The organism is Haloarchaeobius sp. FL176, assembly GCF_024609245.1.
Classification (GTDB): Archaea; Halobacteriota; Halobacteria; order Halobacteriales; family Natrialbaceae; genus Haloarchaeobius.
The window spans coordinates 1-24,565 of sequence record NZ_JANJYH010000015.1; the positions used below are offsets into that span (position 1 = coordinate 1).

General features: G+C 68.7%; 25 protein-coding genes. 9 read left to right on the forward strand and 16 right to left on the reverse strand.

All coding sequences use genetic code 11. From position 1 onward, the window contains the following. Positions 1 to 206: 206 nt before the first annotated feature. Entirely contained in the window at positions 207 to 1,055 is an 849-nt protein-coding gene (surE, locus tag NO978_RS18125; protein ID WP_257300944.1) for a 5'/3'-nucleotidase SurE, read from the reverse strand. Between the two features lie 154 nt (positions 1,056 to 1,209). Here surE and NO978_RS18130 point away from each other — a divergent pair, with 154 nt between their 5' ends. From NO978_RS18130 to ligA, 4 genes are read left to right on the forward strand one after another with little or no spacing between them, the layout of a single operon-like run. Beyond that, complete coding sequence (locus NO978_RS18130; protein WP_257300945.1) at positions 1,210 to 1,788, forward strand: magnesium transporter; 579 nt, start codon at positions 1,210 to 1,212, stop codon at positions 1,786 to 1,788. A gap of 1 nt (position 1,789) precedes the next feature. Beyond that, a complete protein-coding gene (locus tag NO978_RS18135; RefSeq protein WP_257300946.1) occupies positions 1,790 to 2,347 on the forward strand; it encodes a magnesium transporter in 558 nt (185 codons plus the stop codon). Positions 2,348 to 2,389: 42 nt separating this feature from the next. Next, positions 2,390 to 3,448 (forward strand): hypothetical protein, encoded by a 1,059-nt coding sequence (locus tag NO978_RS18140; RefSeq protein WP_257300947.1) that lies wholly within the window; start codon positions 2,390 to 2,392, stop codon positions 3,446 to 3,448. 46 nt (positions 3,449 to 3,494) lie between these two features. After that, positions 3,495 to 5,585 (forward strand): NAD-dependent DNA ligase LigA, encoded by a 2,091-nt coding sequence (gene ligA, locus NO978_RS18145; RefSeq protein ID WP_257300948.1) that lies wholly within the window; start codon positions 3,495 to 3,497, stop codon positions 5,583 to 5,585. 126 nt (positions 5,586 to 5,711) lie between these two features. Here the strand turns inward: ligA and NO978_RS18150 are convergent, their stop codons facing one another. From NO978_RS18150 to NO978_RS18175, 6 genes are all read right to left on the reverse strand, one after another. Further along, positions 5,712 to 6,575 (reverse strand): ABC transporter permease, encoded by an 864-nt coding sequence (locus NO978_RS18150; protein WP_257300949.1) that lies wholly within the window; start codon positions 6,573 to 6,575, stop codon positions 5,712 to 5,714. Beyond that, positions 6,572 to 7,483, reverse strand: a complete 912-nt coding sequence (locus NO978_RS18155; RefSeq protein ID WP_257300950.1) for an ABC transporter ATP-binding protein — start codon at positions 7,481 to 7,483, stop codon at positions 6,572 to 6,574. Before NO978_RS18155 ends, NO978_RS18150 begins: the two co-directional genes overlap by 4 nt. Positions 7,484 to 7,584: 101 nt before the next feature. Beyond that, a complete protein-coding gene (locus NO978_RS18160) occupies positions 7,585 to 8,433 on the reverse strand; it encodes an ABC transporter permease (RefSeq protein ID WP_257300951.1) in 849 nt (282 codons plus the stop codon). Continuing rightward, complete coding sequence (locus NO978_RS18165; RefSeq protein ID WP_257300952.1) at positions 8,430 to 9,410, reverse strand: ABC transporter ATP-binding protein; 981 nt, start codon at positions 9,408 to 9,410, stop codon at positions 8,430 to 8,432. Before NO978_RS18165 ends, NO978_RS18160 begins: the two co-directional genes overlap by 4 nt. 156 nt (positions 9,411 to 9,566) lie before the next feature. Then, entirely contained in the window at positions 9,567 to 9,830 is a 264-nt protein-coding gene (locus NO978_RS18170) for a hypothetical protein (protein ID WP_257300953.1), read from the reverse strand. A 74-nt stretch (positions 9,831 to 9,904) separates the two neighbouring features. Next, a complete protein-coding gene (locus NO978_RS18175) occupies positions 9,905 to 11,173 on the reverse strand; it encodes a tRNA(Ile)(2)-agmatinylcytidine synthase (RefSeq protein WP_257300954.1) in 1,269 nt (422 codons plus the stop codon). 181 nt (positions 11,174 to 11,354) lie between these two features. On the opposite strand from NO978_RS18175, the gene NO978_RS18180 reads away from it, so the two are divergent. Then, positions 11,355 to 12,356: a transcriptional regulator gene (locus NO978_RS18180; protein WP_257300955.1), complete on the forward strand. Its 1,002-nt coding sequence runs from the start codon at positions 11,355 to 11,357 to the stop codon at positions 12,354 to 12,356. Positions 12,357 to 12,359: 3 nt separating this feature from the next. Here the strand turns inward: NO978_RS18180 and NO978_RS18185 are convergent, their stop codons facing one another. Genes NO978_RS18185 through NO978_RS18195 form a run of 3 tightly spaced genes read right to left on the reverse strand, consistent with a single transcriptional unit; the run spans position 12,360 to position 14,434 of the window. Further along, positions 12,360 to 13,985, reverse strand: a complete 1,626-nt coding sequence (locus NO978_RS18185; protein WP_257300956.1) for a bifunctional N(6)-L-threonylcarbamoyladenine synthase/serine/threonine protein kinase — start codon at positions 13,983 to 13,985, stop codon at positions 12,360 to 12,362. Continuing rightward, on the reverse strand, positions 13,986 to 14,120 hold the full coding sequence (locus NO978_RS18190; RefSeq protein WP_257300957.1) for a 30S ribosomal protein S27ae: 135 nt from the start codon (positions 14,118 to 14,120) through the stop codon (positions 13,986 to 13,988). It lies immediately after the preceding gene. A gap of 2 nt (positions 14,121 to 14,122) precedes the next feature. After that, complete coding sequence (locus tag NO978_RS18195; protein WP_257300958.1) at positions 14,123 to 14,434, reverse strand: 30S ribosomal protein S24e; 312 nt, start codon at positions 14,432 to 14,434, stop codon at positions 14,123 to 14,125. 214 nt (positions 14,435 to 14,648) lie between these two features. On the opposite strand from NO978_RS18195, the gene NO978_RS18200 reads away from it, so the two are divergent. Next, positions 14,649 to 17,102 (forward strand): methyl-accepting chemotaxis protein, encoded by a 2,454-nt coding sequence (locus NO978_RS18200; protein ID WP_257300959.1) that lies wholly within the window; start codon positions 14,649 to 14,651, stop codon positions 17,100 to 17,102. Here the strand turns inward: NO978_RS18200 and NO978_RS18205 are convergent. The 6 genes from NO978_RS18205 to NO978_RS18230 form a co-directional block, all read right to left on the reverse strand. Continuing rightward, positions 17,099 to 17,641 (reverse strand): GTP-dependent dephospho-CoA kinase family protein, encoded by a 543-nt coding sequence (locus NO978_RS18205; RefSeq protein ID WP_257300960.1) that lies wholly within the window; start codon positions 17,639 to 17,641, stop codon positions 17,099 to 17,101. The genes NO978_RS18200 and NO978_RS18205 overlap by 4 nt on opposite strands. A 1-nt stretch (position 17,642) precedes the next feature. After that, a complete protein-coding gene (gene spt4, locus NO978_RS18210; protein WP_257300961.1) occupies positions 17,643 to 17,840 on the reverse strand; it encodes a transcription elongation factor subunit Spt4 in 198 nt (65 codons plus the stop codon). Further along, positions 17,841 to 18,410, reverse strand: a complete 570-nt coding sequence (locus NO978_RS18215) for a DNA-directed RNA polymerase (RefSeq protein WP_257300962.1) — start codon at positions 18,408 to 18,410, stop codon at positions 17,841 to 17,843. Positions 18,411 to 18,414: 4 nt separating this feature from the next. After that, positions 18,415 to 18,801, reverse strand: coding sequence for a PIN domain-containing protein (locus NO978_RS18220; RefSeq protein ID WP_257300963.1), 387 nt, complete (start codon positions 18,799 to 18,801; stop codon positions 18,415 to 18,417). Positions 18,802 to 18,804: 3 nt separating this feature from the next. After that, the gene (locus tag NO978_RS18225; protein ID WP_257300964.1) at positions 18,805 to 20,040 is read right to left on the reverse strand and encodes a translation initiation factor IF-2 subunit gamma; all 1,236 of its coding nucleotides are present in this window, start codon (positions 20,038 to 20,040) and stop codon (positions 18,805 to 18,807) included. Between the two features lie 115 nt (positions 20,041 to 20,155). After that, positions 20,156 to 21,988: an SLC13 family permease gene (locus NO978_RS18230; RefSeq protein ID WP_257300965.1), complete on the reverse strand. Its 1,833-nt coding sequence runs from the start codon at positions 21,986 to 21,988 to the stop codon at positions 20,156 to 20,158. Positions 21,989 to 22,154: 166 nt separating this feature from the next. Between NO978_RS18230 and NO978_RS18235 the strand changes: the two genes are divergently transcribed. The 3 genes from NO978_RS18235 (at position 22,155) to NO978_RS18245 (ending at position 24,427) form a co-directional block, all read left to right on the forward strand. Next, complete coding sequence (locus NO978_RS18235; RefSeq protein WP_257300966.1) at positions 22,155 to 22,301, forward strand: hypothetical protein; 147 nt, start codon at positions 22,155 to 22,157, stop codon at positions 22,299 to 22,301. A 41-nt stretch (positions 22,302 to 22,342) separates the two neighbouring features. Next, positions 22,343 to 23,314 carry a DUF5787 family protein gene (locus NO978_RS18240; protein ID WP_257300967.1) on the forward strand — a complete coding sequence of 324 codons (972 nt, stop codon included), beginning with the start codon at positions 22,343 to 22,345 and terminating at the stop codon, positions 23,312 to 23,314. A 216-nt stretch (positions 23,315 to 23,530) separates the two neighbouring features. Beyond that, entirely contained in the window at positions 23,531 to 24,427 is an 897-nt protein-coding gene (locus tag NO978_RS18245) for a winged helix-turn-helix domain-containing protein (protein WP_257300968.1), read from the forward strand. Positions 24,428 to 24,565: the final 138 nt, after the last annotated feature.

Below are 24,565 nucleotides of genomic sequence, written 5' to 3' on the forward strand. Positions count from 1 at the left end.
ACGGGATGGGCTCCGCGACGGAGCCCATCCCTGTGGATCATCACGAACCTCCGCTGCCAGCTCATACAGCCCGATTTGTGCGCCTCCTATGAGATGGTGGCGAAATCAGCTCGGGCTAAACACATACGATCTGCTCAAGTGTCGGAATCTACCCGTCCACTTTGGTCGAAAATAGCGTGTTGTGTCTCCAATGCTCCTTACTCCAATCACAACGCGTTCAGCTGTTCCACGATGGCGTTGAGCTTCTCGTGGTGCGCGGCTTCGTGGGGCGCGGTCAGCGGCGAGATGCTCACCTCGCCGTCGACGACGGCGCGGCGGTCGCTCCCGACGGGGTAGCGTTCCCGCACCTCGTCGATGTTCGCCATCGGGTTCTCCCAGCCCTCGACGTGGGGCCAGAACTGGTCGTGGAGCGCGACGAGCTCGTCGTCCGGCTCGACGTCCACCGGGAGGTCGGCGACCTCGGCCGCCTCGACGCTGCGGTGCTCGACGCGCACGTCGAAGTCGTCGTGGGGGTGGGTCACCCGGAGGCGCGGGTCCGTCGCGTCACACGGCGCGTTCACGTTCAGGATGTCGACCGCGTCGAACACGTCCGCGTCGAGCGCGGCGCGGGTGAGCTCGCCGGCGATGCGGGCGGGCTCGGAGAAGTCGAACTCCTCGGCGGGGTGGGTGAAGAACTCGACGTTGTGGTAGGCCGAGACCGCGACGGCGGGCGTCCCGAGGTAGGCGGCCTCGACCGCCGCGCCGACCGTCCCCGAGCGCCCGAGCACGTACGAGCCCATGTTCGGCCCGTGGTTGCAGCCCGACACCACGAGGTCGAACTCGCGGTCCAGCCCTCGGAGGCCGTAGGCCACGCAGTCCGCCGGCGTGCCCGCGATGGCGTAGCCCCAGTCGTGGGACTCGCGGGTGGTGTACCGCGAGCGCTTGCGGCCAACGCCGGACTGGTTGTCGGCGGGCGCGACGACCGTCACGTCGCCGATGTCGAGGAGTTCGTCGCGGAGGGCAGCCAGCCCGTCACCGTCGATGCCGTCGTCGTTCGTCAGGAGGATGTCGGTCACGTTACTGGTGCGTTCGGGGTCGACGAGGTAAGTCTTCCCGGACTCCGCTTCCGGATGGGGCGTTCGGTGGAGTATGTCGGCTACGGAGTGTTCTGGACGGGTTACTGCAGCCGTGGCGGGGTCTTTTATGGCCCTCGCCCGTGTGCCGACCCACATGAGCATCCGCGCCGTCGCACGCGAGGCCTATCGCGAGGCACTGCCCGCGCTGGGCGCGAGTGTCGTCGGTGGGCTGTTCGCTGGCGTGGTACTGGGCGGAATGCGCTCGGAGCTCCAGCAGGTGCCCGGGCTGCTGGTGCTCGTCCCGGCGCTGCTGGCGACGCGCGGGAACGTCTACGGCTCGCTGGGCGCGCGGCTCGCGACCGGGCTCCACCAGGGGCTGCTCGAACCCAGCATCGACCTGGGGAACGAGCGGCTCCGGGGGGCCATCGCGGCGGCCATCACGAACGGGCTGCTGGTGAGCGTGTTCGCGGCGACGGCGGCGTACGTCCTGCTCGGGTTGCTCGGACAGGCGGCCGCGTCGCTGCCGACGCTGGTCGCAGTGTCGCTGCTCGCGGGGCTGTTCTCGGGCATCACGCTCACCGTCGCGGTCGTCTCGGTCGTCTTCGTCGGCTTCCGTCGCGGGCAGAACCCGGACACGCTCGTCGGCCCCATCGTCACCACGACGGGCGACGTGTTCGGGATGGCGTTCCTCCTGCTCGCGGCGCGCATCGTGCTCTCGGTCGGGGGGCTCTGAAGTGCCCGAGCGCTGGTCGGTCCGGTCGATCTCGCGGGCGATGCTCCCGCTGTTGCTCGTGCTCTCGCTCGTCGAGCTCGGCTCTGGACTGGTGCTCGGGAGCTTCGAGGACGAGCTGTTGCGCCGTCCATCACTGCTGGTGCTCGTGCCGGTGACTATCGGGACGGCGGGCAACCTCGGCTCCATCCTGGCGGCACGGCTCTCGACGGCGGTCCACCTCGGCACCATCACGTTCTCGCCCGAGGACGACACGCTCGTCGGCAACGCCGTCGCGACGGCCGGGCTCGCCGTCTCGGTGTTCCCGGTCGTCGGCCTCGGCGCGTGGGGACTGACAGAGCTGACCGTGGGGGCGACGCTCGCCCCGACGCGGGTCGTCCTCGTGGCGGCGTGCTCGGGCGCGGTGCTGGCGGTGCTCGCCATCGCGGTGACACTGCTGACGACGTACGTCGCCTACCGGCTCGGGCTCGACCCCGACGACGTGGTCATCCCGGTCGTGACGAACACGTGCGACGTGCTCGGCGTGCTGGTCCTGTTCGGCGTCGTACTGGTGCTGCTGTAGGCCAGAAGCGTGAAGTCCGGCCGTTGGCAAGTGCAGGCAGATATGAACAGACGCGTCTTCATCAGGGCAGCGGCGGTCGCTGGCACGGCGGCCGTCGCCGGCTGCTCGGAGGCACCCGGAGCCGGCAACGAGGCCGGTGGCGGCGATTCCACCGAGGACAGCGGCAGCGGTGGCGGGTCGGATGGCGAGGCCGAGGGCGGCAACAGCGGGTCCGACGAGGATGGCGACGACGGCGGCGGGAGCGACGGCGGCGAGACCGCCGAGCACATCCGCGCGGCGGTCGGGATGCTCAACCGCGTCGGCTACCGGCTCGCCGAGCTCCAGTCGCAGGTCGAGGAGGACCCGACGGCGGTCGAGCTGGACACCGAGGAGACGCTCGCGGCTATCGACAGCGCACGCTCGGACCTCGACGCGGCGGCCGAGGGTGCGAACTCGGACCAGCGGGCGACCGTCGAGACGCTGCGGGCGCTGGCGACGGTGCTGGAGTCGATGACGCGACTGGTGGACCTGCTCGCGACCGTGGACATCGACGGTCGGCTGAGCACGGTCCAGACCGGCGTCGAGAACGGCAACTACGACGAGGCGCTCGCGCAGGTCCGCGAGGCGAAGACCCTCGCGGAAGAGGCGGACGGGCACGTGACGGCCGCGGAGGAGGCGGCCGCCACGATGGAGCCGGACCGGCTGGCCGCGGTCGACGCCGTCAGCTACGACGAGCTGGAGCCGTCGCTGAACGCGGCCACCCGGCTCGTCGACGGGCTGCTCGCGATGACCCGGGGCTACGAGGCGATCCTGCTGGGACGCGACGACCTCGCGACCGCCCGGGATGCCCTCGACAACCAGGAGTACGATACGGCGGAGACGGCACTGGACGACGCCGAAGAGCAGTTCGTCACGGGCGACGAGTACTTCGACGGCATCGAGGACGTGCCGTCGAGCATCGCGACGCACCTCGAGCGGTCGCGCTGTCAGAGCAAGCACCTCGTCGCGGCGACCGAGCACTTCCAGCGGGCACTGGAGGCGGCCCGGAACGAGGACGTTTCGACCGCACGCGAACAGCGTGACGCGGCTCAAGAGGACCTCCGGCGCGTGGACGAGTGCTGAGCGCGTCGAGCAAGACCTAACCCGGACCGCCGCCAAGCCGAGACCGATGAGTGAGGCCGAACTCGCCGACGACAACCCGTACGTCGAGGACCCGCCGACGACGTTCGAGCCGGCCGAGGAGCTGACCGCGGGCGAGGCCCGCGAGCAGGCCGACCTGCTCCGCGAGGCGGTCCGCTATCACGACTACCGCTACTACGTCGACCACGACCCGGTCATCGGCGACCGCACCTACGACGCGCTGTTCTCCCGGCTGGAGGAACTCGAGCAGGCGTACGACCTGCAGACCGAGGACTCCCCGACCCGCCGGGTCGGCGGCCAGCCCGTCGACGAGTTCGAGACCGTCGAGCACGTCGCGCCACTGCTGTCCATCGACCAGTCCGGCGAGGCGGCGGACGTCCGGGAGTTCGACCGTCGGGTGCGCGAGGCCGTCGGCGACGTCGAGTACGTCTGCGAGCCGAAGTTCGACGGCGTCAGCATCGAGGTCATCTACCGCGACGGCCGCTACGAGCGCGCGGCGACCCGCGGCGACGGTCACGAGGGCGACGACGTGACCGAGAACGTCCGCACGATTCCGGCAGTCCCCCAGCGACTGCGCGGCGACTATCCGGAGTACCTCGCGGTCCGCGGCGAGGTGTACATGCCGAAGGACGACTTCACCGCACACAACAAGGCACGCGTCGAGGCGGGCGAGGAGTCGTTCGCCAACCCGCGCAACGCGACCGCGGGGACGCTCCGCCAGCAGGACCCGAGCGTCGTCGCCGAGCGCCCGCTTTCGGTGTTCTTCTTCGACGTGCTCGACGCGAGCCGGGCGTTCGAGACGCACACCGACGCACTCGACGCGTTCCCCGAGTTCGGCCTGCCGCTGAACGACCGCGTCGAGACGGGCTGTGACGTCGAGGACGCCATCGACTACCGCGACCGGCTACTCGACGACCGCGACGACCTCGACTACGAGATCGACGGCGTCGTCGTGAAGGTCGACGACCGCGGCGCCCGCGAGGAGCTGGGAGCGACAGCCCGCTCCTACCGCTGGGCGTTCGCCTACAAGTTCCCCGCCCGGAACGAGGAGACCCGGCTCGCCGACGTGGCGGTGCAGGTCGGCCGCACCGGACGGCTGACGCCCGTCGCGTTGCTCGACCCGGTCGACGTCGGCGGCGTCACCGTCTCCCGGGCGAGCCTGCACAACCCCGACGAGATAGAGAGCCTGAACGTCAACGTCGGGGACGTGGTGCGCGTCGAGCGCGCCGGCGACGTGATTCCGTACGTCGCGGCGGTCGTCGAGAAGCGGTCGGAGGGCCACTTCGAGCTGCCCGAGACGTGTCCGGTCTGTGACAGCCAGGTCGAGCGCGAGGGCCCGCTCGCCTTCTGTTCGGGCGGGCTCGGCTGTCCGGCCCAGCTCAAGCGCTCCGTCGAACACTGGGGCAGCGACACCGGGCTCGACATCGAGGGGCTCGGCGCGGAGACCGTCGAGCAGTTCGTCGAGGCCGGCCTGGTCACCGACGGCGTCGCCGACCTCTACGACATCGAGCGCGACGACCTGCTCGAACTGGAGGGCTGGGGCGAGACCAGCGCCCGGAACCTCCTGTCCGAACTGGACGCCTCGAAGGAGGTCACGCTCCCCGACTTCCTCGCCGCGCTGGGCATCCAGAAGGTCGGCCCGGAGACCGCCCGCGCGCTGGCGGCCGAGTTCGGGAGTCTCGACGCGCTACGGGAGACCGCCGAGAACGGCGACGAGGAGCGGCTCCAGTCGGTCGACGACGTCGGCCCCATCGTCGCCGAGACCATCGTCGACTTCTTCGGGAGCGAGGCGAACCAGCGCGTCCTCGACCGGCTCGCCGACGCCGGCGTCGAGCCCGACCCCTACGAGGTCGAAGAGGCGGACGAGCTCGACGGGCTGACCTTCGTCTTCACGGGCTCGCTCTCCGAGTCCAGAAGCGAGTTCCAGGACCTCGTGGAACGCCACGGCGGCTCGGCCACGTCGTCGGTCTCGGGCAACACCGACTACCTCGTCGTCGGCGAGAACCCCGGGCAGTCGAAGCGAGACGACGCCGACGCGAACGACGTGCCGACCATCGACGAGGCCGAGTTCCGCGACGTGCTCCGGGAGCACGGCGTCGACGAGTGGGTCGGGGAGTGAGGGGCCGCGTTCCAGGGCGGTGGGTCCGCCGCGACCGTCGGCCGTTAGTGCCCGTCGGGGCAGCCATCGACGACGGACCAGCCCGACCGGCGACGCACGTCACGCCCGCTCGAACCGCGACCGGCGTCACAGGTCGGCCGCCTCGAACCGCCAGTAGCCGACGAGCAGTGGCACGACCAGCCACAGCCCGAGGACGACGAAGCCGAGCCAGTCCTGGAGCAGGAACGAGCTGCTGTCGATGCTGACGGACGCTGACTTCGGCAGGACGGCGTTTCGGGCGGCGTTGTACGCCGACGTGGGTGCGAGCCGGGTGACGACGTAGTACCACTCGGGATACTCCGCCGGCGATATGGGGAGGGACTGATCGGTGATGTAGTAGTAGCCGAACAGAGTGACGGTCGGCACGAGGTCCCAGAGCACCTCGAGGACGACGAAGATGGAGATGGCCCCGGCGGTCGCCTGCGTGGTCGTGCTGGCCATCGCGGAGACGCCGACGACGATGCTGACGTACACCAGCGCGTAGAGCACGGTCAGCAGCGCGAAGATCGCGTACTCCGTGACGACGACGTTCACGCCGAGGGCGAACGCGACGAGGAGCGCGACCGCAAAGCCCAGCACGACGGGGGCGGCGAGGACGGCGGTGCGGCCAATGACCTTTCCGAGCAGCACGTCGACTCGGGAGTGGGGCAGGCCGAGCAGCAGCTTCAGCTGGCCGGACTCGCGCTCGCCGGCGATGGCCTTGTAGCTCACGACGAGCGCGGTGGCGGAGATGAACAGCGTGGTCGCACCGGCCATGAACAGGTAGAGGTTGAAGCTGACGCCCTGCTGGGCGGCGGCGGCCGCGTCGCCGCCGGCGAGCAGGCTCTCGAACTCCGCAAAGGCCCAGACCATCGCGGAGATGAGCAGGACGTACAGCACCGAGAGTATCCACAGGACCTTCGACCGGCTGGCGTCCTGAAAGTCCTTCTTGGCGACGAGTGCCAGACTCATGCGTTCACCTCCGTGTACTGCATGAACAGGTCCTCCAGTGAGGTCTCCTCGGTCGAGAAGTCGACGACCTCGTGGCCGGCCGACTCCAGTGCGTCGAGCACGTCCATCTTCACGTTGCCGTCACAGGAGATGGTGAGCGTCGCGCCGTCGGTGGTGAGGCTCTGGACGCCGGTGACGGCCTCGGCGTCGGCGATGGCTGACTCGCTCGCCGGGGTCGAGAGTGTCACTGTCAGCGTCTCGCCAGCGGCGGTGGCGTCGCGCAGGTTGTCGATGGTGTCGACGGCGACGAGCTCGCCCTCGCTGAGGATGCCGACGCGGTCACAGACGGCCTCGACCTGTTCGAGGATGTGCGACGAGAAGAACACCGTCGCACCGCGGTCGACCTCGGCCTCGATGATGCGGCGCATTTCGCGGGCCCCCGCCGGGTCGAGCCCCGTTGTCGGCTCGTCGAGGACGAGGAGGTCGGGCTCGCCGGCGAGTGCCATCGCCAGCACGAGCCGCTGGGTCATCCCCTTGGAGTAGCCGCCCGCCTTCCGGTCCGCGGCGTCGGCGATGTCGACCCGTTCGAGGAGTGCCATCGGGTCGTCGTCGCCGCCCTTGGAGTCGATGGCGAACTGGACGTGCTGGCGCCCCGTCAGGCGGTCGTAGACGTGGTAGCCGTCGGGCAGGATACCGACGCGCTGGCGGACGGCCTCGGGCTGGCGCTGGGGATTCATTCCGAGCACCGTACAGGAGCCACTGGTCGGGCGGACGAAGTCGAGCAGGATGTCGATGGTGGTGGACTTGCCGGCCCCGTTGGGGCCGAGGAAGCCGAACACCTCCCCCTCCTCGATGGTCATGCTCAGCTCGTCGAGTGCGGTGACCTCGTCGAACCGCTTGGTGACGCGGTCGATTTCGATGGCGGCCATGTGTATGCCACGCTACGACCAGGCACGAAATAAAAGGGGCCGGCGATTTGCCGACCACGAAAAGCGGCTTCCCTCTCAGCTCGCGGTCCGTACTCCCTCGCTCAGAGGTCGGCCCGGCTGAACCGGAACGCACCGACTGCGAGCGGGACGAGGAGCCAGAGGGTCAGCCAGACGAAGCCGAACCAGGGCTCGAGGTAGACCGCTTCGGCGGTGCCGCCGATGACCTCACCGGTGGTGCTCGCCCCGTCGAGGACGGTCGCGAGGGCGGACTGGTAGGCCGCGCTGGGCGAGAGGCTCACGATGCCGAAGTACCAGGTCGGGTACTGGGCCATGGTGGCCGGGAGCGCGAAGCCGTTCGCGACGTACACCGCGGCGGTGGCGACCGCACCCCAGAGGAGTTCGACGACGACGAACGTGCCGAACGCCAGGGCGGCGGCCTTGCCGCTGGTGGAGACGCTGGCCGAGATGCCGACCATGAGGCTCACGTACACCAGCGCGAACAGCAGTGTCACGCCGACGAACAGCGCGTAGTCGACCAGCGAGTAGGCGTCGTACAGGGTCACGATGACCCCGAGAGCGACGACGAACCCGAGGACGATGGAGACCGCGAGCGTCGCGGTGCGTCCGACGACCTTGCCGAGCACCACGTCCAGCCGGGAGTGGGGCAGGCCGAGCAACAGCTTCACGCTGCCGGAGTCACGCTCGCCAGCGACGGCCTTGTACGCCAGCACCAGCGCCGCGATGGAGACGAACAGCGTCGCCGACGAGGCGAGGAAGTCGTACAGTCCGAGCGCGGTGATCTGGGGGTCGCCCGCGCCGAGGGCCTCGATCTCGGTGTACACCCAGGCCATGCCGGCCGCGAACAGGACGAACAGCCCGGTCAGCAGCCAGAGCGACCGCGAGAGGCGGGCGTCCTGGAAGTCCTTCCGTGCGACGGCGGTCCAGCTCATTGCTCCACCTCCATCGCCGCGTCGGTGGCCGGTTCGGTCGCGTCGTCGGCCGACGCGGCCGGTTCGTCACCGTTGCCGGTGTACTTGAGGAACAGGTCCTCCAGCGAGGTGCGCTCGGTCGCGAAGTCCGAGACGTGGAGGCCGGACGCTTCGATGGCGTCGAGCACGGCGGTCTTGGCGCTCGAGATGCAGTGGACCGTGACGGTGGTGCCCGTCGCGCTAACCGAGGTGATACCCGGGAGCGCCTCGACGGCGTCGAGTGCGTCCTCGGTCGGTTCGGCGTCGACCGTCACCGTGAGGGTCGCGCCGTCGCCCATGCTCGCGCGCAGGTTGTCGATGGTGTCGACGGCGACGAGTTCGCCCCGGTTGAGGATGGCGACGCGGTCGCAGACGGCCTCGACCTGTTCGAGGATGTGCGACGAGAAGAACACGGTCGCCCCCCGGGCCACTTCCTCGCGGATGATGTCGCGCATCTCGCGCGCGCCGGCCGGGTCGAGGCCGGTGGTGGGCTCGTCGAGGACGAGGAGGTCGGGCTCGCCGGCGAGTGCCATCGCCAGCACGAGCCGCTGGGTCATCCCCTTGGAGTAACCGCCCGCCTTCCGGTCCGCGGCCTCGGGGATGCCGACCCGTTCGAGGAGCGCCATCGGGTCGTCGTCGCCGCCCTTGGAGTCGATGGCGAACTGGACGTGCTGCCGGCCGGTGAGCCGGTCGTAGATGTGGTAGCCGTCGGGCAGGATGCCGACGTGTTTGCGGAGCTCGACGCTCTCGGTCCGGGGGTCCATCCCGAGCACGCGGATCTCGCCTGCCGTCGGGCGGATGAAGTCGAGTAGCATGTCGATGGTGGTGGACTTGCCGGCCCCGTTGGGGCCGAGGAAGCCGAACACCTCCCCCGCCTCGACGGCGAGGTCCACACCGCGCAGTGCGGTCACGTCGCCGAACTGCTTCGTCACGTTGGTAAGTTCGATTACAGAAGCCATAACAGATATACGTCTTTCGGCTATTTATAGGTGCTCTGACTGGTAGTAGCACGGCTAAAGATGGCTCTGTAGTGGTTGTAATGGGTGAAAACTGATACCCGTATATGATTTCGTACCTTTCGGCGTTCCGCTCGTGTTCCCGCCGAAGGGCCCGTCTCAGATTTCCTCGTCGGGCTCGTACGACTCGGCTGTGCGGGTCGCCTCCAGCGCGTAGCGCTCGCGGGTCTCCTCGTCGGGCGTCTCCTCCAGCTCGTCGACCGGGAACTCCGCGCCAGCCGTGACCGGCGACCGGCGCACCGCGTGCTCCGACCGCTCCTGCTGGCGGTACAGCGCCCCGTCCTCCGTCGCGTAGACGACGGTGACGAGGTTCCGGTCGCCGAACGAACGCTCCACGAGCCAGCACTGCACGGTGTCGGTCATTGGGCCGGGATTCGAGTGGGAGGGGTTTGTCGGTGTCGGTGCTCGCCAGTCGCGCGGCTTTGGAGTTCTTCCACTCACCGCTCCGGATGCGTCTCCGCGTCGAACCCGCCCCGGACGAGCGGTTTCGCGACGTGGCGGCGGGCACACGGCGGCACCTCGTACCAGCCCGGTTCGAGGTCGCGTTCGACGGTGGTCTCGACCTTGCCGTCGGTGCTGGTGCCGCAGTCCCGGCAGCGGTAGCCCTGGTTCCGGCCCGCGGACTTCATCGTCCGGCCACAGTCGGGGCAGGTCGGGGTCACGCGGTCGGTCCGGTTCAGCTCTCGCACCGCGAACTTCTCCAGCTTGAGGGTGCCGTCGCTCACTTCGCCGCAGACGGTGAGGTGGTCGCCCGGCCGGAGCGCGCGGACGCGGTCGCGGAACCGTTTGGTGGGTTCGAAGGCGGCGCACTCGATGCGGGGGCCGTCGTCCGTGCCGAACGCGACGAACACGTGGCCACCCTCGCGGGTCTCCGGCCCGTCGAGGACGGTCCCGTCGACGCGCCACCCCCGCTTCGGGTCGAGCGCGTCGAGTTCGCCGTCGGCGAGGTGGGCGTCGGTGCCCTGGTTGGTGACGAACAGTCGCGCGTCGTGGACGGGCTCTCCCCCGATCTCGCCCGCGAGCGCCCGAACGGCGTCCGGGTCGTCACCGCGGATTCCGTGGAGGATTGGACAGGGTGTGCGGGGGACACAGACCGCCTCGCCCTCGACGCGGTCGACGGTGTCCCAGGCGTCGGGGTAGTGGCGGTCCGCGGCGGCGAAGAGGGAGTCGTAGTCCACGTCGCGTTCGGTGCCCCAGCGGTCGGGTTCGCGGTAGCTGATCTGCTCGTACGTCCAGTCGTCGAAGGCGGCCCACGCCCCGACGGCGGCGAGCGCGCCGACGGTGCCGCGGGCGTTGCCCCAGCCGCCGTGGCGGTAGCCGGACTCGTCGGCGAGCGCGACCGCGTCGCCGATGGCGTGAATCTCGCGGAGCGCGTCGCGGGCGAAGGCGACGACCCCGTCCGACACGCTCTCGGGGCTCCCGGGGGCGACGACGAAACCCGGGTTCGTCCGCGGGTCGTCGGTCTCGGCGGCGGCGAGCTCCTCGCGGGCGATGGTCTCGGCCCGCTCGGGGGCGAGGTCGCAGTGGACCGCGAGCGCGGCGTTCCCCCGCGTCTTGTGCTCGACGGCGGGGTTGAGGCGGACGAGCAGGACGCGGTCGACCCGACCACCAGCTGCCGAAACCCGGTCGGCGACGCGGCTGGCGACGTACGTCGTGCACATCCCCAGCGTGCGGGAGTCCGTGTCGTCCAGCCCGATGACCGTCATCGCACGGGCGTAGCGGGGGCGTCCGGTAAGCGCTTTCGGGAGCGTGGCGGCGGGTCGCGAGCCCGCGGGCGCGACCGACCACGTACTTGAACCTTCCCCTCGAACTCGCCCGGAATCGCCGGACATCGGGCGTTTGCGCCCTGCACAACACATATATGCGAAGAATCGATTACGTACGGGTATGTCTCGGGATGCACTGGTCGGCAACCTCACAGCAATGCTCCAGGACGCGGGCTTCGCCGTGAGCGACCGGTGTGCCATCCGACCCAAGAGCTTCGACCTCGCGGCCCGCCGTGGGGAGGACCTCGTCCTCCTGAAGGTTCTGTCGAACATCGACGCGTTCGACGCCGCGACCGGCGCGGAGATGCGCCGGCTGGGCGCGTACCTCAACGCGACCCCGATGGTCATCGGCCTCCGGACCCGCGACGAGGACCTGGAGTCTGACGTGGTGTACTTCCGTCACGGGGTACCCGTCTTCGCTCCGGACACCGCCATGGGCCTGTTCGTCGAGGGCGTCCCGCCGCTCGTCTACGCCGCGCCCGGCGGTCTCTACGTCAACATCGACGGCGACCTGCTCGCCGACGAGCGCGAGGAGGAGAACATGAGCCTCGGCCAGCTCGCCAGCGAGCTCGGCGTCTCCCGGCGCACCGTCTCGAAGTACGAGGACGGCATGAACGCCTCCGTCGAGGTCGCGATGCGTCTGGAGGACCTGTTCGACGCACCTCTGACGGCCCCCGTCGACGTGCTCGAGGACGGCGCGGAGGAGGTGCGCGACGCCGAACCGACGCCGGAGGACCCCGACGCGGCCCCCGACGACGAACCCATGGTCACGGTGATGACTCGCGTCGGGTTCGACGTCCATCCGACGACGCGCGCGCCGTTCAAGGCCGTCAGCGAGGACCACGAGGCCAGCGACGACGCCGACGCGTGGGACGTCCGCGAGGACACCATCCTCACCGGCCACTCGGCGTTCACCAAGGCCGCGGAGAAGCGGGCCAGGATCATGGCCTCCATCGGCGACGTGACCCGCACGCGGTCGGTGTACTTCGTTGACCGCTCGAAACGCGAGTCCGTGGACGGCACGGCCATCGTCGAGCGCGAGGAGGTCGAGAAAATGCGCGACGCCGAGGAGCTGCGCGAGCTGATCCGCGAGCGCGCCGACGTCGAGGAGCGCCCCGCCTGATTCTTACCGGTACCGACCGCGCCCTTCGACGTCCTGCAGCCGGGTGAGCACCGCTTCGTCGCCGACCTCCCGGTAGCCGTCGCGGACGGCGGTCCGCAGTTCGTCGGGTGCGTCGGCGGTTCCGACGAGGCTCTGGTCGAATACGTGCAGGTCCATCGCGTAGTCTTCGACGTGGTCGGTGTGGTAGCCGAGCCCGAAGTCGACGAGGTAGGTGCGGTCGTCGTCGCCGCCGACCCGGACGTTTCTGGTCGTCGGGTCGCCGTGGACGAAGCCGGCGTCGTGGATGGTCGCGAGGTGACGCCCCACGTCGCGGACGCGTGCCGCCGAGAGGGCGTCGCGCAGGTCCGTCGTACCGACGTACTCGAACTCGATGGTCGCCGACTGGACGTCGATGTCGCGGACGACCGGTGTCGGGACGCCGGCACGCCGGGCGAGACTCGTCAGCCGGGCCTCCTGCACCGTGCGGTCGCGCCGTAGCGTCGCGTCGAGTTCGGGATGCCGGTACGTCTTCGGCACGCGCCGCTTCGTCACGTGGTCGTCGTCGAACTCGACGACGGCCTCGGCACCCCGGACCGGTCCCGATTCGGGCGCGATGGCCACGTCCTCGTCCTCGCCGCGCCAGGTGACGGGCACCTCGTCGGGCCGGAAGTTCGGGTCGACGCCTGACTCGGGGACCGCGATGGTGTCGCCCGCCGCGTACATCTTCGCCCCGAGCACCGCTATCATGCCGGCGTTGTCACGCAGGAACCGGGGTTCGGGCGCGAAGAAGTCCGCGCCGCGTTGCTCGCACATCGCCGCGAGCATCTCGCGGAGGCGGGCGTTCTGCCCGACGCCGCCGCCGAGAACGAGTTCGTCGCTGCCGGTCAGCGATAGCGCGCGCTCCGAGACCTCCGTGAGCATCGCGAAGATGTGCTCCTGCAGCGAGAAGCAGACGTCTTCGACGGACGCACCGTCGGAGGGGTCCGACGAGCCACCACTCGCTCCGCTCGCAGCGACCCCGTCGTCGTAGGCCTGCTTCGCCGCCGACATGATGCCCGAAAACGAGAAGTCCATGCCCTTGACGACGTAGGGCAGGTCGACGAACTCGCCGTCCTCGGCGTGGGCCTCGACCTTCGGGCCGCCGGGGTGCGACCAGCCGACGTGGCGTGTGAACTTGTCGATGGCGTTGCCGACGCCGGTGTCCATCGTCTCCCCGAGCACGCGGTAGCGGCCGTCACGGTAGCCGAGCAGGTGGGCGTTCGCGCCGCTGGCGTTCAGACACACCGGCGACGAGAAGCCCGAGCGATGGCGCCCGATCTCGAGGTGGGCGACCATGTGGTTGACGCCGACGAGCGGCACGTCGAGCGAGCCCGCGAGCGCGCGGGCGGTCGTCCCGACGATGCGGAGGCACGGGCCGAGTCCGGGCCCACGCGAGAACGCGACCGCGTCGATTGGACCGTCGACCTGCGCGAGGACCGACTCGACGACGCGCGGCAGCGCCTCCTGCATGTGCTCGGCGGCCTCGCGCGGGTGAATGCCGCCGCTCTCCGGTTCGTACGCGTCAGATTCGATGAGAACGGCGTCGGCCTCAGCGTCGTAGCAGGCGGCACTGGCGCACCAGGCCGTCCCCTCGACGCCGAGGACGCGCATCTACTCCCACTCGGTGTAGGAGCACTTCCCGCAGTGTTTGCGGTCGCCGTAGTCGCCGAGGAACGTGTCGCCACAGCGCGGGCACAGCTCTCGGTCGGCCTCGCCGTCGTCGTTGTAGTACTCGTGGCGCGGCATGTTCAGGCCTCCTCCGCTTCCTCGCCGGCCTCGTCGGCGACGATCTTGTTGCGGTCGAGCATGTGGTCCTGTTCGACGTCGCGGGCGCGCTCTGCGGTGTCGTACACCTTCGCGTGGCCGACGGTCTTGCGCATCCCGAACTTCGTGTCGAGCGTGCGGATGACGACCTCGTCCGCGTCCTTGTTCAGCATCGCCGCGAGGCTGTCGCGAACCGAGAGACGAGACGGGGTCGCTTCCTCGTGAACCATCTCGAACTTCACGTCCGTTCGGTGCAACATGGGGTTCTCTTCTTCAGAGAGTATGTCGATGTCCATGGTATCCAGTTACCTAATCTACCCCGCGAAGCGGGTAAAAGGATTTCGAAGTGGGAGGTTCGACCGCTGAGGCGACGGGTGACCGGCGGCGAACGTCCTGCCGAGCAGTAGCGACGTTCCCCGGCGACGTTTTCCGCGGTTATCGGTACCATAGTTCAGTTCGAGCGACAATACCTGCCGAGAGCTTTATCAATCATCCACTAAATTCAAGTGTATGTTCCAGTTCATGCGGATGCTCGTTCCGAACGCGATTCGGAAACGGTACGCATTGAAGTTCGCAATCGCACTCGTTCTCCTCGGGGTCGTCGTCGGCGCGGTCGGACTCGCCGCGACCGCGCAGGTCGAACAGGAGGTCAAACAGGGGACCAACGAAGAGTACACCATCCTCGCGAATCAGGAGGCGAACGAGCTGGCGAAGTGGAACGAACGGAACCAGCAGCTGACCCGTATCATGTCGACGTCCGAGACGGTCGAGAGCGGTAACGTCTCCCGGATCGCGTCGATGCTCTCACAGCGTAGCACGCTCGAGGACGTCGAAGCTATCGAGTACATCAGCCTCGACGACCGGACGATAGAGGCCAGCACGCGCGGGTTCGAGGGCCAGAGCGTCGACTCCCTCGGGATGTCCTCGACCAGCGCACTCGACGGCATCGAGGGGACCGAGAACCCCCGGCTGGTCGACGTCTACAAGAACGGTCAGCTGCAGGCGGTCACCTACGCCGCGGCGACCGGTGACGGGCACGCTATCCTCCTGACGATGAGCGCCGACGCCTACTCGCTGAACCTGCGGGGCACCGTCGGCGACTCGGGCGCGACCGTCGTCATGGACAGCGACCGGAACATCCTCTTCGACGACCAGTTCGCGTCGCTGTTCTTCGGCAGGACCTACGACGCGAACCGTGCCGAGGAGATCGCCGCGGTCGCGGGCGGCAGCAGCAACGACAGTGCGGCGTTCACCACCAGCTCGCCCGGCAGCGTCCTCGACAGCAGTTCGTACGGCATCAGGTCCGCCTACGTGGTCGGCTACGCACCGGTCGAGGGCACGGACTGGGTCGTCGCGGTCCACAAGCCCCAGAACGAGGCCTACGGCGTCGTCTCCGATATCTCCGAGTACGGGCTGTACGTCACCGGTGGCATCGTTCTGCTCATCGGGCTCGTCGGCGCGGTGCTCGGTCGGAACACGTCGGCCTCCATCGACCGCCTCCGCGGCAAGGCCGCGCAGATGGAGGAGGGCGACCTGAACGTCGACTTCGAGACCGGGCGAATCGACAACATCGGCCAGCTCTACGCCGGCTTCGCGTCGATGCGCGACGCCCTGCGTGAGCAGATACAGAACGCAAACGAGGCCCGTGAAGCCGCCGAGCTCGCCCAGGCCGAGGCGGAGGAGATGAACCAGCATCTGGAACAGAAGGCCGACCAGTACGCCCGGGTGATGCAGTCCTGCGGGGACGGCGACTTCACCGCCCGCATGAACGCCGAATCCGAGTCCGACGCGATGAGCGACATCGCGAGCGAGTTCAACGAGATGATCGGCGAGATCGAGACGACCGTCGAGCGCCTCAAGCACTTCGCGAGCGAGGTCGCGACCGCGTCAGAGCAGGTGACGGCCTCCAGCGAGGAGGTGCGCTCCGCGTCCGAGCAGGTCACGGAGTCCATCCAGGAGATTTCGGACGGGGCAGAACAGCAGAACCAGAGCCTCCAGAACGTCAGCGGCGAGATGGAGAGCCTCTCGACGACCACCGAGGAGATCGCGGCCTCCTCGAACGAGGTCGCCGACATCGCCGAACGGACCGCCGAGACCGGCCGTACCGGGCGTGACGCCGCCGAGGAAGCCATCGAAGGGATGCGCGATATCGAGACGGACTCCGAGTCGGCCGTGGAGGCCATCGACCAGCTCAAGGCCGAGATGCAGCAGATCGATGAGCTGACCGAGTTCATTACCGACCTCGCGAAGGAGACGAACATGCTGGCGCTGAACGCGAACATCGAGGCCTCCCGCGGTGGCGCAGGGAACGCCGAGGGCGAGGGTGAAGGGTTCGCGGTCGTCGCCCAGCAGGTCAAGGAGCTGGCAGAGGACACGAAGGATGCGGCCGAGGACATCGAGGAACGGCTCGAGCGCATCCAGGAGCAGACCGACGAAACCGCCGAAGAGGTCGAGAACACGGCGGAACGTGTCTCACAGAACGTCGAGTCGGTCGAACGGGCCGTCGAGGCACTGGACGAGATCGCCGAGTACGCCCAGGAGACGAACACGGGAGTCCAGGAGATATCCGCGGCGACCGAACAGCAGGCGGCCTCCACGCAGGAGGTCGTGGCGATGGTCGACGACGCGGCGACCATCTCCGAGGAGACCACCAGCGAGGCCGAGAACGTCGCGGCCGCCGCCGAGGAGCAGACGACCGCGCTCACCGAGGTGTCCAACAGCGCCAGCTCGCTCAGCCAGCAGGCGTCCCGCCTGAGCGAGGCGCTCGACCGCTTCGATACCGACGCCTCCGACAGCGCGGAGGGCCTGCTCGGCGAGGAACTGCAGTTCGAGGACTCGCTCGACGACCAGCCGCTGCAGGACCCGGCAGCGGACGACACGGACACGGTGCTGGACGAGCCGGCCGACGAGCCCACGGCTGACGACGTGGAGTTCGAGTTCGGCGAGGGCGCGGACGAGGACTAGAGCAGCTCGGCGACCCGGTCGTGGTCGCCGTCCATCCGGTCGAGCAACGACTGCATCTCGCGTCTGTTCTCCGACGTTACCTCGACGTGGACCATCCCCTCGTCGGGCTGTCCGTAGACGACGCTCGCACCGTCTGGAGCGAGCAGTACCGCGGGCAGGGTCGCGAGGTCCTCCTCGCCGTCGACGAAGATGGTCGTCGGCTCGCCGTCGGCGAGCGCCTCGCGAAGCGCGACGAGCAGCTCCGCGGTGATGGTCCCGGCCGGGTTCGGCACGGTGACGTCCGCGTCGACGACCGCCTCGCGGACGGCCTCGTCGACGGGTGCGCGCTTCGTCCGCTCGTCGACCAGGGCCACGTCGGGCTGTCGCCCGGCGCGGACGAAGTGGTAGGTGACGATGTCACCGACGGCTACGAGCGGTCCGGTGACGTCCTGCAGAAGGGTGTTCGCGTCCGTCTCGACCGGTCCCAGCGGCTCCTTGAACGCGCTGCGGAGCGACTCGGGGAGCGTGAGCACGACCGTTCCGTCGCTGTCCCCGCTCACGTCACCGAACCTTCAGGGCGTACTTGCCGGACTCTGTGACTTCCATCTCGGTGGCGATGTCGGACTGCTCGGGGTGGGCGATGATGACGTAGCCCGCCCAGTCCTCCGTCAGCGAACTGGAACCACAGGACTCACAGGTCGCGTTGTTCGGCTCGTTCACCCGGTGGCACTCGCGGCAAACGACTCTGTCTTGGGCCATCTAATCACCCGCCTGCGCTTCGCGTTTCTGTCTGTCGTCCTCGAGCCAGCCGTGCTTGCCGAGGCCGGGCTGTTTCGCCGTCAGCCCGATCTTCGAGTCCCGCGGGTTGCGCTCGTCGATGCTCTTGGTGACGATGCGCGCCCGGACGGCGTCGTCGACGCCGAGCGTGCGGTTGGACTCGCTGGAGGCGAGCTGCTGGTTCTCGTGGTCGAAGGCGAGGTACTCGTCGGAGATCTGCGAGACGTGGAGCAGCCCGTCGACCGGGCCGATACCGACGAAGGCACCGAACTCGACGACCTCGACGACGGTCCCGTCGACGACCTCCTGCATCTTCGGGTCGAACGTGACCGCGTCGAAGTCCGCCTCGTAGTAGACGCCCGGACGGTTCGGGAGGACGGTCCCCTCACCGATGTCGTGCACCTTCGTGATGGTGACGACGCTCCCGACGTCCTCGTCCATGCGACCTTCGAGCTTGTCCTGCAGCAGTTTCTTCACGAGGTCCGGGCTGACGTCCCCGAGCTCCTCCGGCGGCACCTCGACCGTGTCCTTGAGCCTGACGCGTTTGTACATCTGTTTATGGTTGAGTTATTGCAAGTTTGTTCTTGCCCCGTAAAGCTATTACCGGAACGCCCGCGTCGAGGACGCGGTCGCGCAGGGGCAGGTCGTTGGTGACGACGTACGCGGCGTGGCCCTCGCGGGCGAGTTCGACGATGGCGTCGTCTGCGTACGATTCCTCCGTGTCGACGACGAGACAGCGTTCCGTGACGAGGTCGTGGCCGACGTTCGCCGCCGTGCCCTCCTCACCGCCTTTCTCGGAGAGCCGGCGCAGTTCCTCGACGACTGCCTGCGGTGCGATCGGGTCGACTCCCTCGACGAGGCGGTCCAGCTCGTCGAACAGCCGCACGTCAAGCTCGACGGGCATCATGAGCGCACTCGTATCGAGGGCGACCCGTGTCGACATCGACTATCCCTGGAGCGTGCCGACTCCGATGAGCCGCCAGCGTGCGCCGACGCGACGGTTGATGGCGATCTTCGCGCCGTCGGGGGCACACACCGGCCGCTTGAGGTTGACCTCGCACTCGCCGTCGCGAGCGGAGGTAACCGCACCGACCGTGGTGGCGGTGCCGACCGTGAGCATCAGCGGCTCGCCCGTGTTGATGTCCTCGACCTCGCCCATGTCGTCGCCGACGACGCGGTCGAGCAGGTCGACCGACATGGTAAACGCCTCCCACGTCGGCGGGAGCGTCCCCGGCGGGCCGGCGATCTGGCCGGCGAGCGCGTCGCCCTTCGTGTAGGACGGGTCGAGTCCGGTCCCGACGCCGAGCAGGCCACCCGGCGACGCCTCGTCGACGGTCTGGCCGCCGGCCTGGAGCGAACGGATGGTCGTCTCGATGGGACGGTACTCGGTCTGGCCGCCCTCCTCGACCTCGCGGCCCGGACGGACCTCGACGTCGTCGTCGGTGTTGAGTCGGCCGCTGACGAGCGAGCCGCCGATGACGCCGCCCTTGAGCTGGTCCCACGTCGTCCCCGGCCGGTTGATGTCGAACGACCGCGCGACGTGCATCCGTGCGTCGGCGTCGGGGTCGCGGTCGGGGGTCGGGATGCGCGTCTCGATGGCGTCGATGAGGACGTCCATGTTGACGTCTTGGCCCGCACTGACCGGGATGATGGGGGCGTCCTCGGCGACGGTGCCCGAGACGAACTCCTTGATCTGCTCGTAGTTCTCGCGGGCGCGGTCGGCGTCGACGAGGTCGACCTTGTTCTGGGCGATGACGATGTTCTCGATGCCGATGATGTCCAGCGCCATCAGGTGCTCCTCGGTCTGGGCCTGGGGCACGTCCTCGGTCGCGCTCACGACGAGGACGGCGCCGTCCATGATGGCCGCGCCGGAGAGCATCGTCGCCATCAGCGTCTCGTGACCGGGTGCGTCCACGAACGAGACCGTGCGGACGACCTCCGTGTCCACATCGTGTTCCTCGCAGGTGTCGGCGACGGTGTACGCATCGGGCTCCTCGCACTCGGGGCAGCGGCGGAACGTGGCGTCGGCGTAGCCGAGACGGATGGAGATGCCACGCTTCATCTCCTCGGAGTGCTGGTCGGTCCACTCGCCACTGAGCGCCTGCACGAGTGTCGTCTTCCCGTGGTCGACGTGGCCGACGAGTCCGATGTTCACCTCCGGTTGTTGGTGGTTTCCTGCCATATCGAGAGTAATCTTGGCTACGACTACCCCCGAGCGACTGATAAACCCACCGTTCTCGGCCGCCATCCGCCGAGGCGAACGCGGCGCGGAATCGACTGAGAGGGGTGCTGACGCCTCACCCGGGCGGCCACAGCACACCGATACCGAGCGTCGTCACGACAGCGAGCAGCAACTGGAGCGGCGCGCCGACCCGGAGGTAGTCGGTGAACCGGTAGCCGCCCGGGCCGTACACCATCAGGTTCGTCTGGTAGCCGATGGGCGTCATGAACGCCGTCGAGCCGGCGAACGTCACGGCGAGCGCGAACGAGAGCGGGTCGCCGCCGAGCTGGCTCGCCGACTGGGCCGCCACCGGCACCAGCAGCGCGACACTCGCAACCGGCGTGATGACGTTCGCGAGCAGCCCCGTCAGCACGTAGAACGCGCCGACGACCAGCAGCAGGTCGGCACCCTCGGCCAACAACACCAGCAGTTCCGCGAGGTACCCCGCGCCGCCGGACGCCTGGAGCGCCGCCGAAAGCGGGAGGATACCCGCGAGCAGGAAGATGACGTTCCACGACACCGCGTCGTAGGCGTCGTCGATGTCGAGACAGCCCGTGACGACCATCGCGACGACACCCCCGAGCGCGGTGACGACGATGGGGAAGTGCGTGAACGCCGCGAGCCCGATGACGGCGAGCAGGATGCCGATGGCGACGGGGGTCTTCGGCGAGAGCGAGGGTTGTTCCGTCCCGCCTGTCGGCCCTCTCGTCACCAGCACTTCGTCCTCGTCCGCGAGGAGTTCGGCAGCCGTCGAGGTCGCGTAGACGAGCAGCGAGTCGCCGCCCGAGAGCTCGAACGCGTCGAGGCGCTCGTGGGTGACCTGGCTCCCGCGTCGGATGGCCATGACCGTCCCGCCGTACCGGTCTCGGAACCGGAGTTCGGCGAGTGTATCGCCAACGAAGTCCGACTCCGGTGGAACGACGAGTTCGAGCAGTTCGCCACGGATCCACGGCGCGCTCAGCCTGTCGCCGGTCACCTCCTCGCGGGGGAGCTGTCGGAGGTCGTACGCCTCCGCAAACCGGTTCACGTCCTGGAGGTTCGCCCTGACAGTGAGCACGTCGCCCGCCACGATGTCGCGGTCGCTCCCCGGCGCGATGAACACCTCGTCGTCGCGGACGAGCTGGAGCACGTCCACGTCGAGCTCCATCGACGTGAACGCGTCCTCGACGCGCTGGCCCACGAGGGCGGAGGACTCCCGGACCCGGACCTGCGCGAGGTAGTCGCTGACCTCGTAGGTGTCAGTCACGTCGAGCGTCGGCGGCACCCGCTCGGGGAGCAGTCGCGGCGCGACCGTCAGCAGGTAGCCGCTCCCGACGAGGAGGACGACGATACCGAGTGGCGTGAGCTCGAACATCCCGATGGGGCCGTGGCCCGGCACTAGGTCGGTCGCGATGAGGTCGGAGGCGACGATGTTCGTCGACGTCCCGATGAGCGTGAGCGTCCCGCCGAGCATCGCGGCGTACGACAGGGGGATGAGAAACTTCGACGGTGAGAGGTGGCTCTCCTCCGCGAGGTCGCTGATCATCGGGATGAAGACGGCGACGACGGGCGTGTTGTTGACGAGGCCGGCGAGCGGCCCGGTCGTCCCGACCGTCGCCGCGAGCACCCGTCGCTCGTCGCCCCCCGTCACGCGGGCGAGGAACGTGCCGAGTCGCTGGACGACGCCGGTCCGCTGGACTCCCTCGCTCAACATGTACATTGCCATGATAGTCACGGTCGCGGCGCTCGCGAACCCGGAGATGGCGGTCGCTGCGTCGACCGTGGTCCACGGCTCGAGGACGACCAGCGAGACGAGGACGGCCAGTGCCGTCACGTCCGGCGAGACCACCTCCCTGACGAACGCGAGCAGCGCCGCACCGGTGATGCCGAACACCACGAGCATCGCGGTCGTCGGTTGGGGGACCGGCATTGTCCGTCGTTCTCCCGTCGAGCAAAAATAGCTACCCCAATCAGCCGACGGGACGGTTCGGACGAAAATCAGGCCACGGGAGCGATAGAAACTGGCTTCGGGACGCCGGCCACCAGAAGTGGAAATCTGGCTACATATGGTCCAGTGGCCGTCTTCACCCAATTCGATGAGTACCACCCGCCCCACCATCGGCGGTATCGACGACGAACCCGCCGCCGTCTGGAGCGTCGGCCGTTTCGCACTCGTCCCGACACTGTCGGCACTCCTCGGCACCGACGGTCTCGCGGTCCTCGCTGCCGTCCCGTCGCTCTGAGCCGGAGACGGACTTTTACTCCCCCGAGACCAACCACTGCTGTGCGCGAATTCGCGTTCGAACAGCGGCTCTGTGCCAGTCTTGAGCGCGGGGTCGACGGCGTGATCGCACGACAGCTCGGTGGCGGCGTCCACAGCGCACGGCGGGTGCTCGACGTGGTCGTGGTCGAGCCCGGACCGGCATTCGACGACCGCGCTGCCATCACCGAACGGACCATTCCACACCGGGCGATCGAGAGCGACGTGGGCCGTGGCCGCTCACGCGACTGGCGCGGGGCGTTCGACCTGCCCGCGGAGCGAGCCCGGGACATCGTCGAGCGCGCGGTCGACGTCGGCTTCTTCGAACGCGACCCGCGCGCCGGAGCCGAGCACGTCCGACAGGCGTGTCGCTATCCGGCGGAGTGGTTCGACAGCCTCGTCGCCGTCGAGAACAAGCCCGACCTCGGGACGCCGGGCGACCTGGAGACGCAGCTCCTGAAGGACGTCCGGCTGGGCCTCGTCGACGAGGTTGTGCTGGCGACGGCGAGTCACGTCACCCGGGCGCACCTGAACCGCATCCCCGATGCGGTCGGTGTCTGGCGCTTCGACCCCGAGACGCTGGACCGTACCGTCGTCAGGGAGTCGACGCCGCTGGACGTGGACGCGTTCGGGACCGAACTCGTCGAGGAACACCCCGGCTGGACGGAGGTGCGTCTGGCGACCCCCACTGCCAAGGCACAGGCCCGACGGCGGCTGGCCGAGCGTGCCTACGGCAAGGGCTGGCGCGTCGACGAGTTCCCCGGCTGTGCGCGGGTCCGAGACGAAGCCGTCGCTGGTGGTGGCGGGCTCCCGCATTGCGAGTGGAAGGGGCGGGTCGTCGACCCGGGAAACGAGTGTGGCCCCGACTGTCCGGGGTTCGAGGAGAGCGAGCAGCCGTCGGTCGACGTGGCTGGGGAGCGCGACCGACGGACCGGCTGGGTGGCGGAGCCGGACGGCCGTGCGAGCAGACAGTCCGGACTGGACCGCTTCGGCTGACCGAGACCGTCGCTACTGGCTGGCGGACAGACGGCACAGTCGGCAAGGAACGGGCCGGGGTGCCGTACGACCGCTGGCCGGCCCGTCTCGACTCGTCAGGGCACGCCGTCGTTGGTTCCGTCCTCACGTTTGAAGCCTCGGCCGAAGAAATATCTGAATATCTACCAAAACGGAGTTGAGGGAACGTTTTACTTGAACGGTGTCGAAATGCTATCCATGAGCAAACCGGACATCAACGAGTGCGAGGCGTGCGTCGCGCCTGCGGAGGCGTTCTCGGTGGTCGGCAACGAGACGCGCCTCTCCATCCTCGAGGCGCTTCGGCAGGCGGACGACCGACCGGTCCGGTTTTCGGACCTCCGAGAGACCGTCGAGATGCGCGACAGCGCACAGTTCAACTATCACCTCCAGCAGCTCACCGACCAGTTCGTCGTGAACACCGACGACGGCTACGACCTGCGCTACGCCGGGAAGAAGGTCGTCCGGGCGGTCATCGCCGGCGAGTTCAACCAGAACCCACGGTGGGGGCCCCACGAGCTCGACGCCGACTGCGTCACCTGCGGCGGTTCCCTCGTCGCCGTGTACGAGGACGAGTGTATCGCGATCGACTGCCCCGACTGCGGCCACCCCCACGGTGAGTACCCGTTCCCGCCGGGTGGCCTGACCGACCGCGACCGCGACGAGGTCATGCGGGCGTTCGACCAGCGCGTCCGGCACCTCCACTGCCTCGCCGCGGACGGTGTCTGTCCGGAGTGCAGTGGGAAGATGACGAGCCACGTCGAGCGCGAGGGCGACTGCTGCATCGGCTCGGACATCCGCGTCGAGCACGTCTGCCAGCAGTGTGGCCACTCGCTCTGTTCTGCCATCGGCCTCGTGCTGCTCGACCAGTCCGACGTGGTCCACTTCCACCGCGAACACGGCGTCGACCTCAACGGCACGCCGTACTGGGAGCTCCCGTGGTGCGTCTCCGACCGTGACACGGAGGTCCACTCGACCGACCCGCTGTCGGTCACTGTCACCATCGAACTGGCGGACGAGCGCCTCGCGGTCACCATCGACGACGAGCTCGCCGTCGCGGATGTCGAGCACCGCGTCGAGCGCCCTGCCGACGACTGAGTCCTCCTCTCGTGGCCGTTCCGGCTCCTCACGCACTCACCAGCAGCTGGTGTAAGGAGTTTCAGTATCGCCGCCGCCGGCGTCGCGAGCCCGTTCGCGCTCGTCCATCTCGTCGGGGGACGCTCTGAACGGGCGGCC

Bases quoted from the DNA above. Each gene is read 5' to 3' on its own strand.
- NO978_RS18185 (WP_257300956.1), bottom strand. From the start codon at position 13,985: ATGCGCGTCCTCGGCGTCGAGGGGACGGCCTGGTGCGCCAGTGCCGCC.
- ligA (WP_257300948.1), top strand. From the start codon at position 3,495: ATGAGTGAGGCCGAACTCGCCGACGACAACCCGTACGTCGAGGACCCG.
- NO978_RS18180 (WP_257300955.1), top strand. From the start codon at position 11,355: ATGTCTCGGGATGCACTGGTCGGCAACCTCACAGCAATGCTCCAGGAC.
- spt4 (WP_257300961.1), bottom strand. From the start codon at position 17,840: ATGGCCCAAGACAGAGTCGTTTGCCGCGAGTGCCACCGGGTGAACGAG.
- NO978_RS18150 (WP_257300949.1), bottom strand. From the start codon at position 6,575: ATGAGTCTGGCACTCGTCGCCAAGAAGGACTTTCAGGACGCCAGCCGG.
- NO978_RS18165 (WP_257300952.1), bottom strand. From the start codon at position 9,410: ATGGCTTCTGTAATCGAACTTACCAACGTGACGAAGCAGTTCGGCGAC.
- NO978_RS18170 (WP_257300953.1), bottom strand. From the start codon at position 9,830: ATGACCGACACCGTGCAGTGCTGGCTCGTGGAGCGTTCGTTCGGCGAC.
- NO978_RS18200 (WP_257300959.1), top strand. From the start codon at position 14,649: ATGTTCCAGTTCATGCGGATGCTCGTTCCGAACGCGATTCGGAAACGG.
- NO978_RS18155 (WP_257300950.1), bottom strand. From the start codon at position 7,483: ATGGCCGCCATCGAAATCGACCGCGTCACCAAGCGGTTCGACGAGGTC.
- NO978_RS18175 (WP_257300954.1), bottom strand. From the start codon at position 11,173: ATGACGGTCATCGGGCTGGACGACACGGACTCCCGCACGCTGGGGATG.
- NO978_RS18215 (WP_257300962.1), bottom strand. From the start codon at position 18,410: ATGTACAAACGCGTCAGGCTCAAGGACACGGTCGAGGTGCCGCCGGAG.
- NO978_RS18190 (WP_257300957.1), bottom strand. From the start codon at position 14,120: ATGCCGCGCCACGAGTACTACAACGACGACGGCGAGGCCGACCGAGAG.
- NO978_RS18160 (WP_257300951.1), bottom strand. From the start codon at position 8,433: ATGAGCTGGACCGCCGTCGCACGGAAGGACTTCCAGGACGCCCGCCTC.
- NO978_RS18235 (WP_257300966.1), top strand. From the start codon at position 22,155: ATGAGTACCACCCGCCCCACCATCGGCGGTATCGACGACGAACCCGCC.
- NO978_RS18220 (WP_257300963.1), bottom strand. From the start codon at position 18,801: ATGTCGACACGGGTCGCCCTCGATACGAGTGCGCTCATGATGCCCGTC.
- NO978_RS18195 (WP_257300958.1), bottom strand. From the start codon at position 14,434: ATGGACATCGACATACTCTCTGAAGAAGAGAACCCCATGTTGCACCGA.
- NO978_RS18245 (WP_257300968.1), top strand. From the start codon at position 23,531: ATGAGCAAACCGGACATCAACGAGTGCGAGGCGTGCGTCGCGCCTGCG.
- NO978_RS18225 (WP_257300964.1), bottom strand. From the start codon at position 20,040: ATGGCAGGAAACCACCAACAACCGGAGGTGAACATCGGACTCGTCGGC.
- NO978_RS18230 (WP_257300965.1), bottom strand. From the start codon at position 21,988: ATGCCGGTCCCCCAACCGACGACCGCGATGCTCGTGGTGTTCGGCATC.
- NO978_RS18130 (WP_257300945.1), top strand. From the start codon at position 1,210: ATGAGCATCCGCGCCGTCGCACGCGAGGCCTATCGCGAGGCACTGCCC.
- NO978_RS18140 (WP_257300947.1), top strand. From the start codon at position 2,390: ATGAACAGACGCGTCTTCATCAGGGCAGCGGCGGTCGCTGGCACGGCG.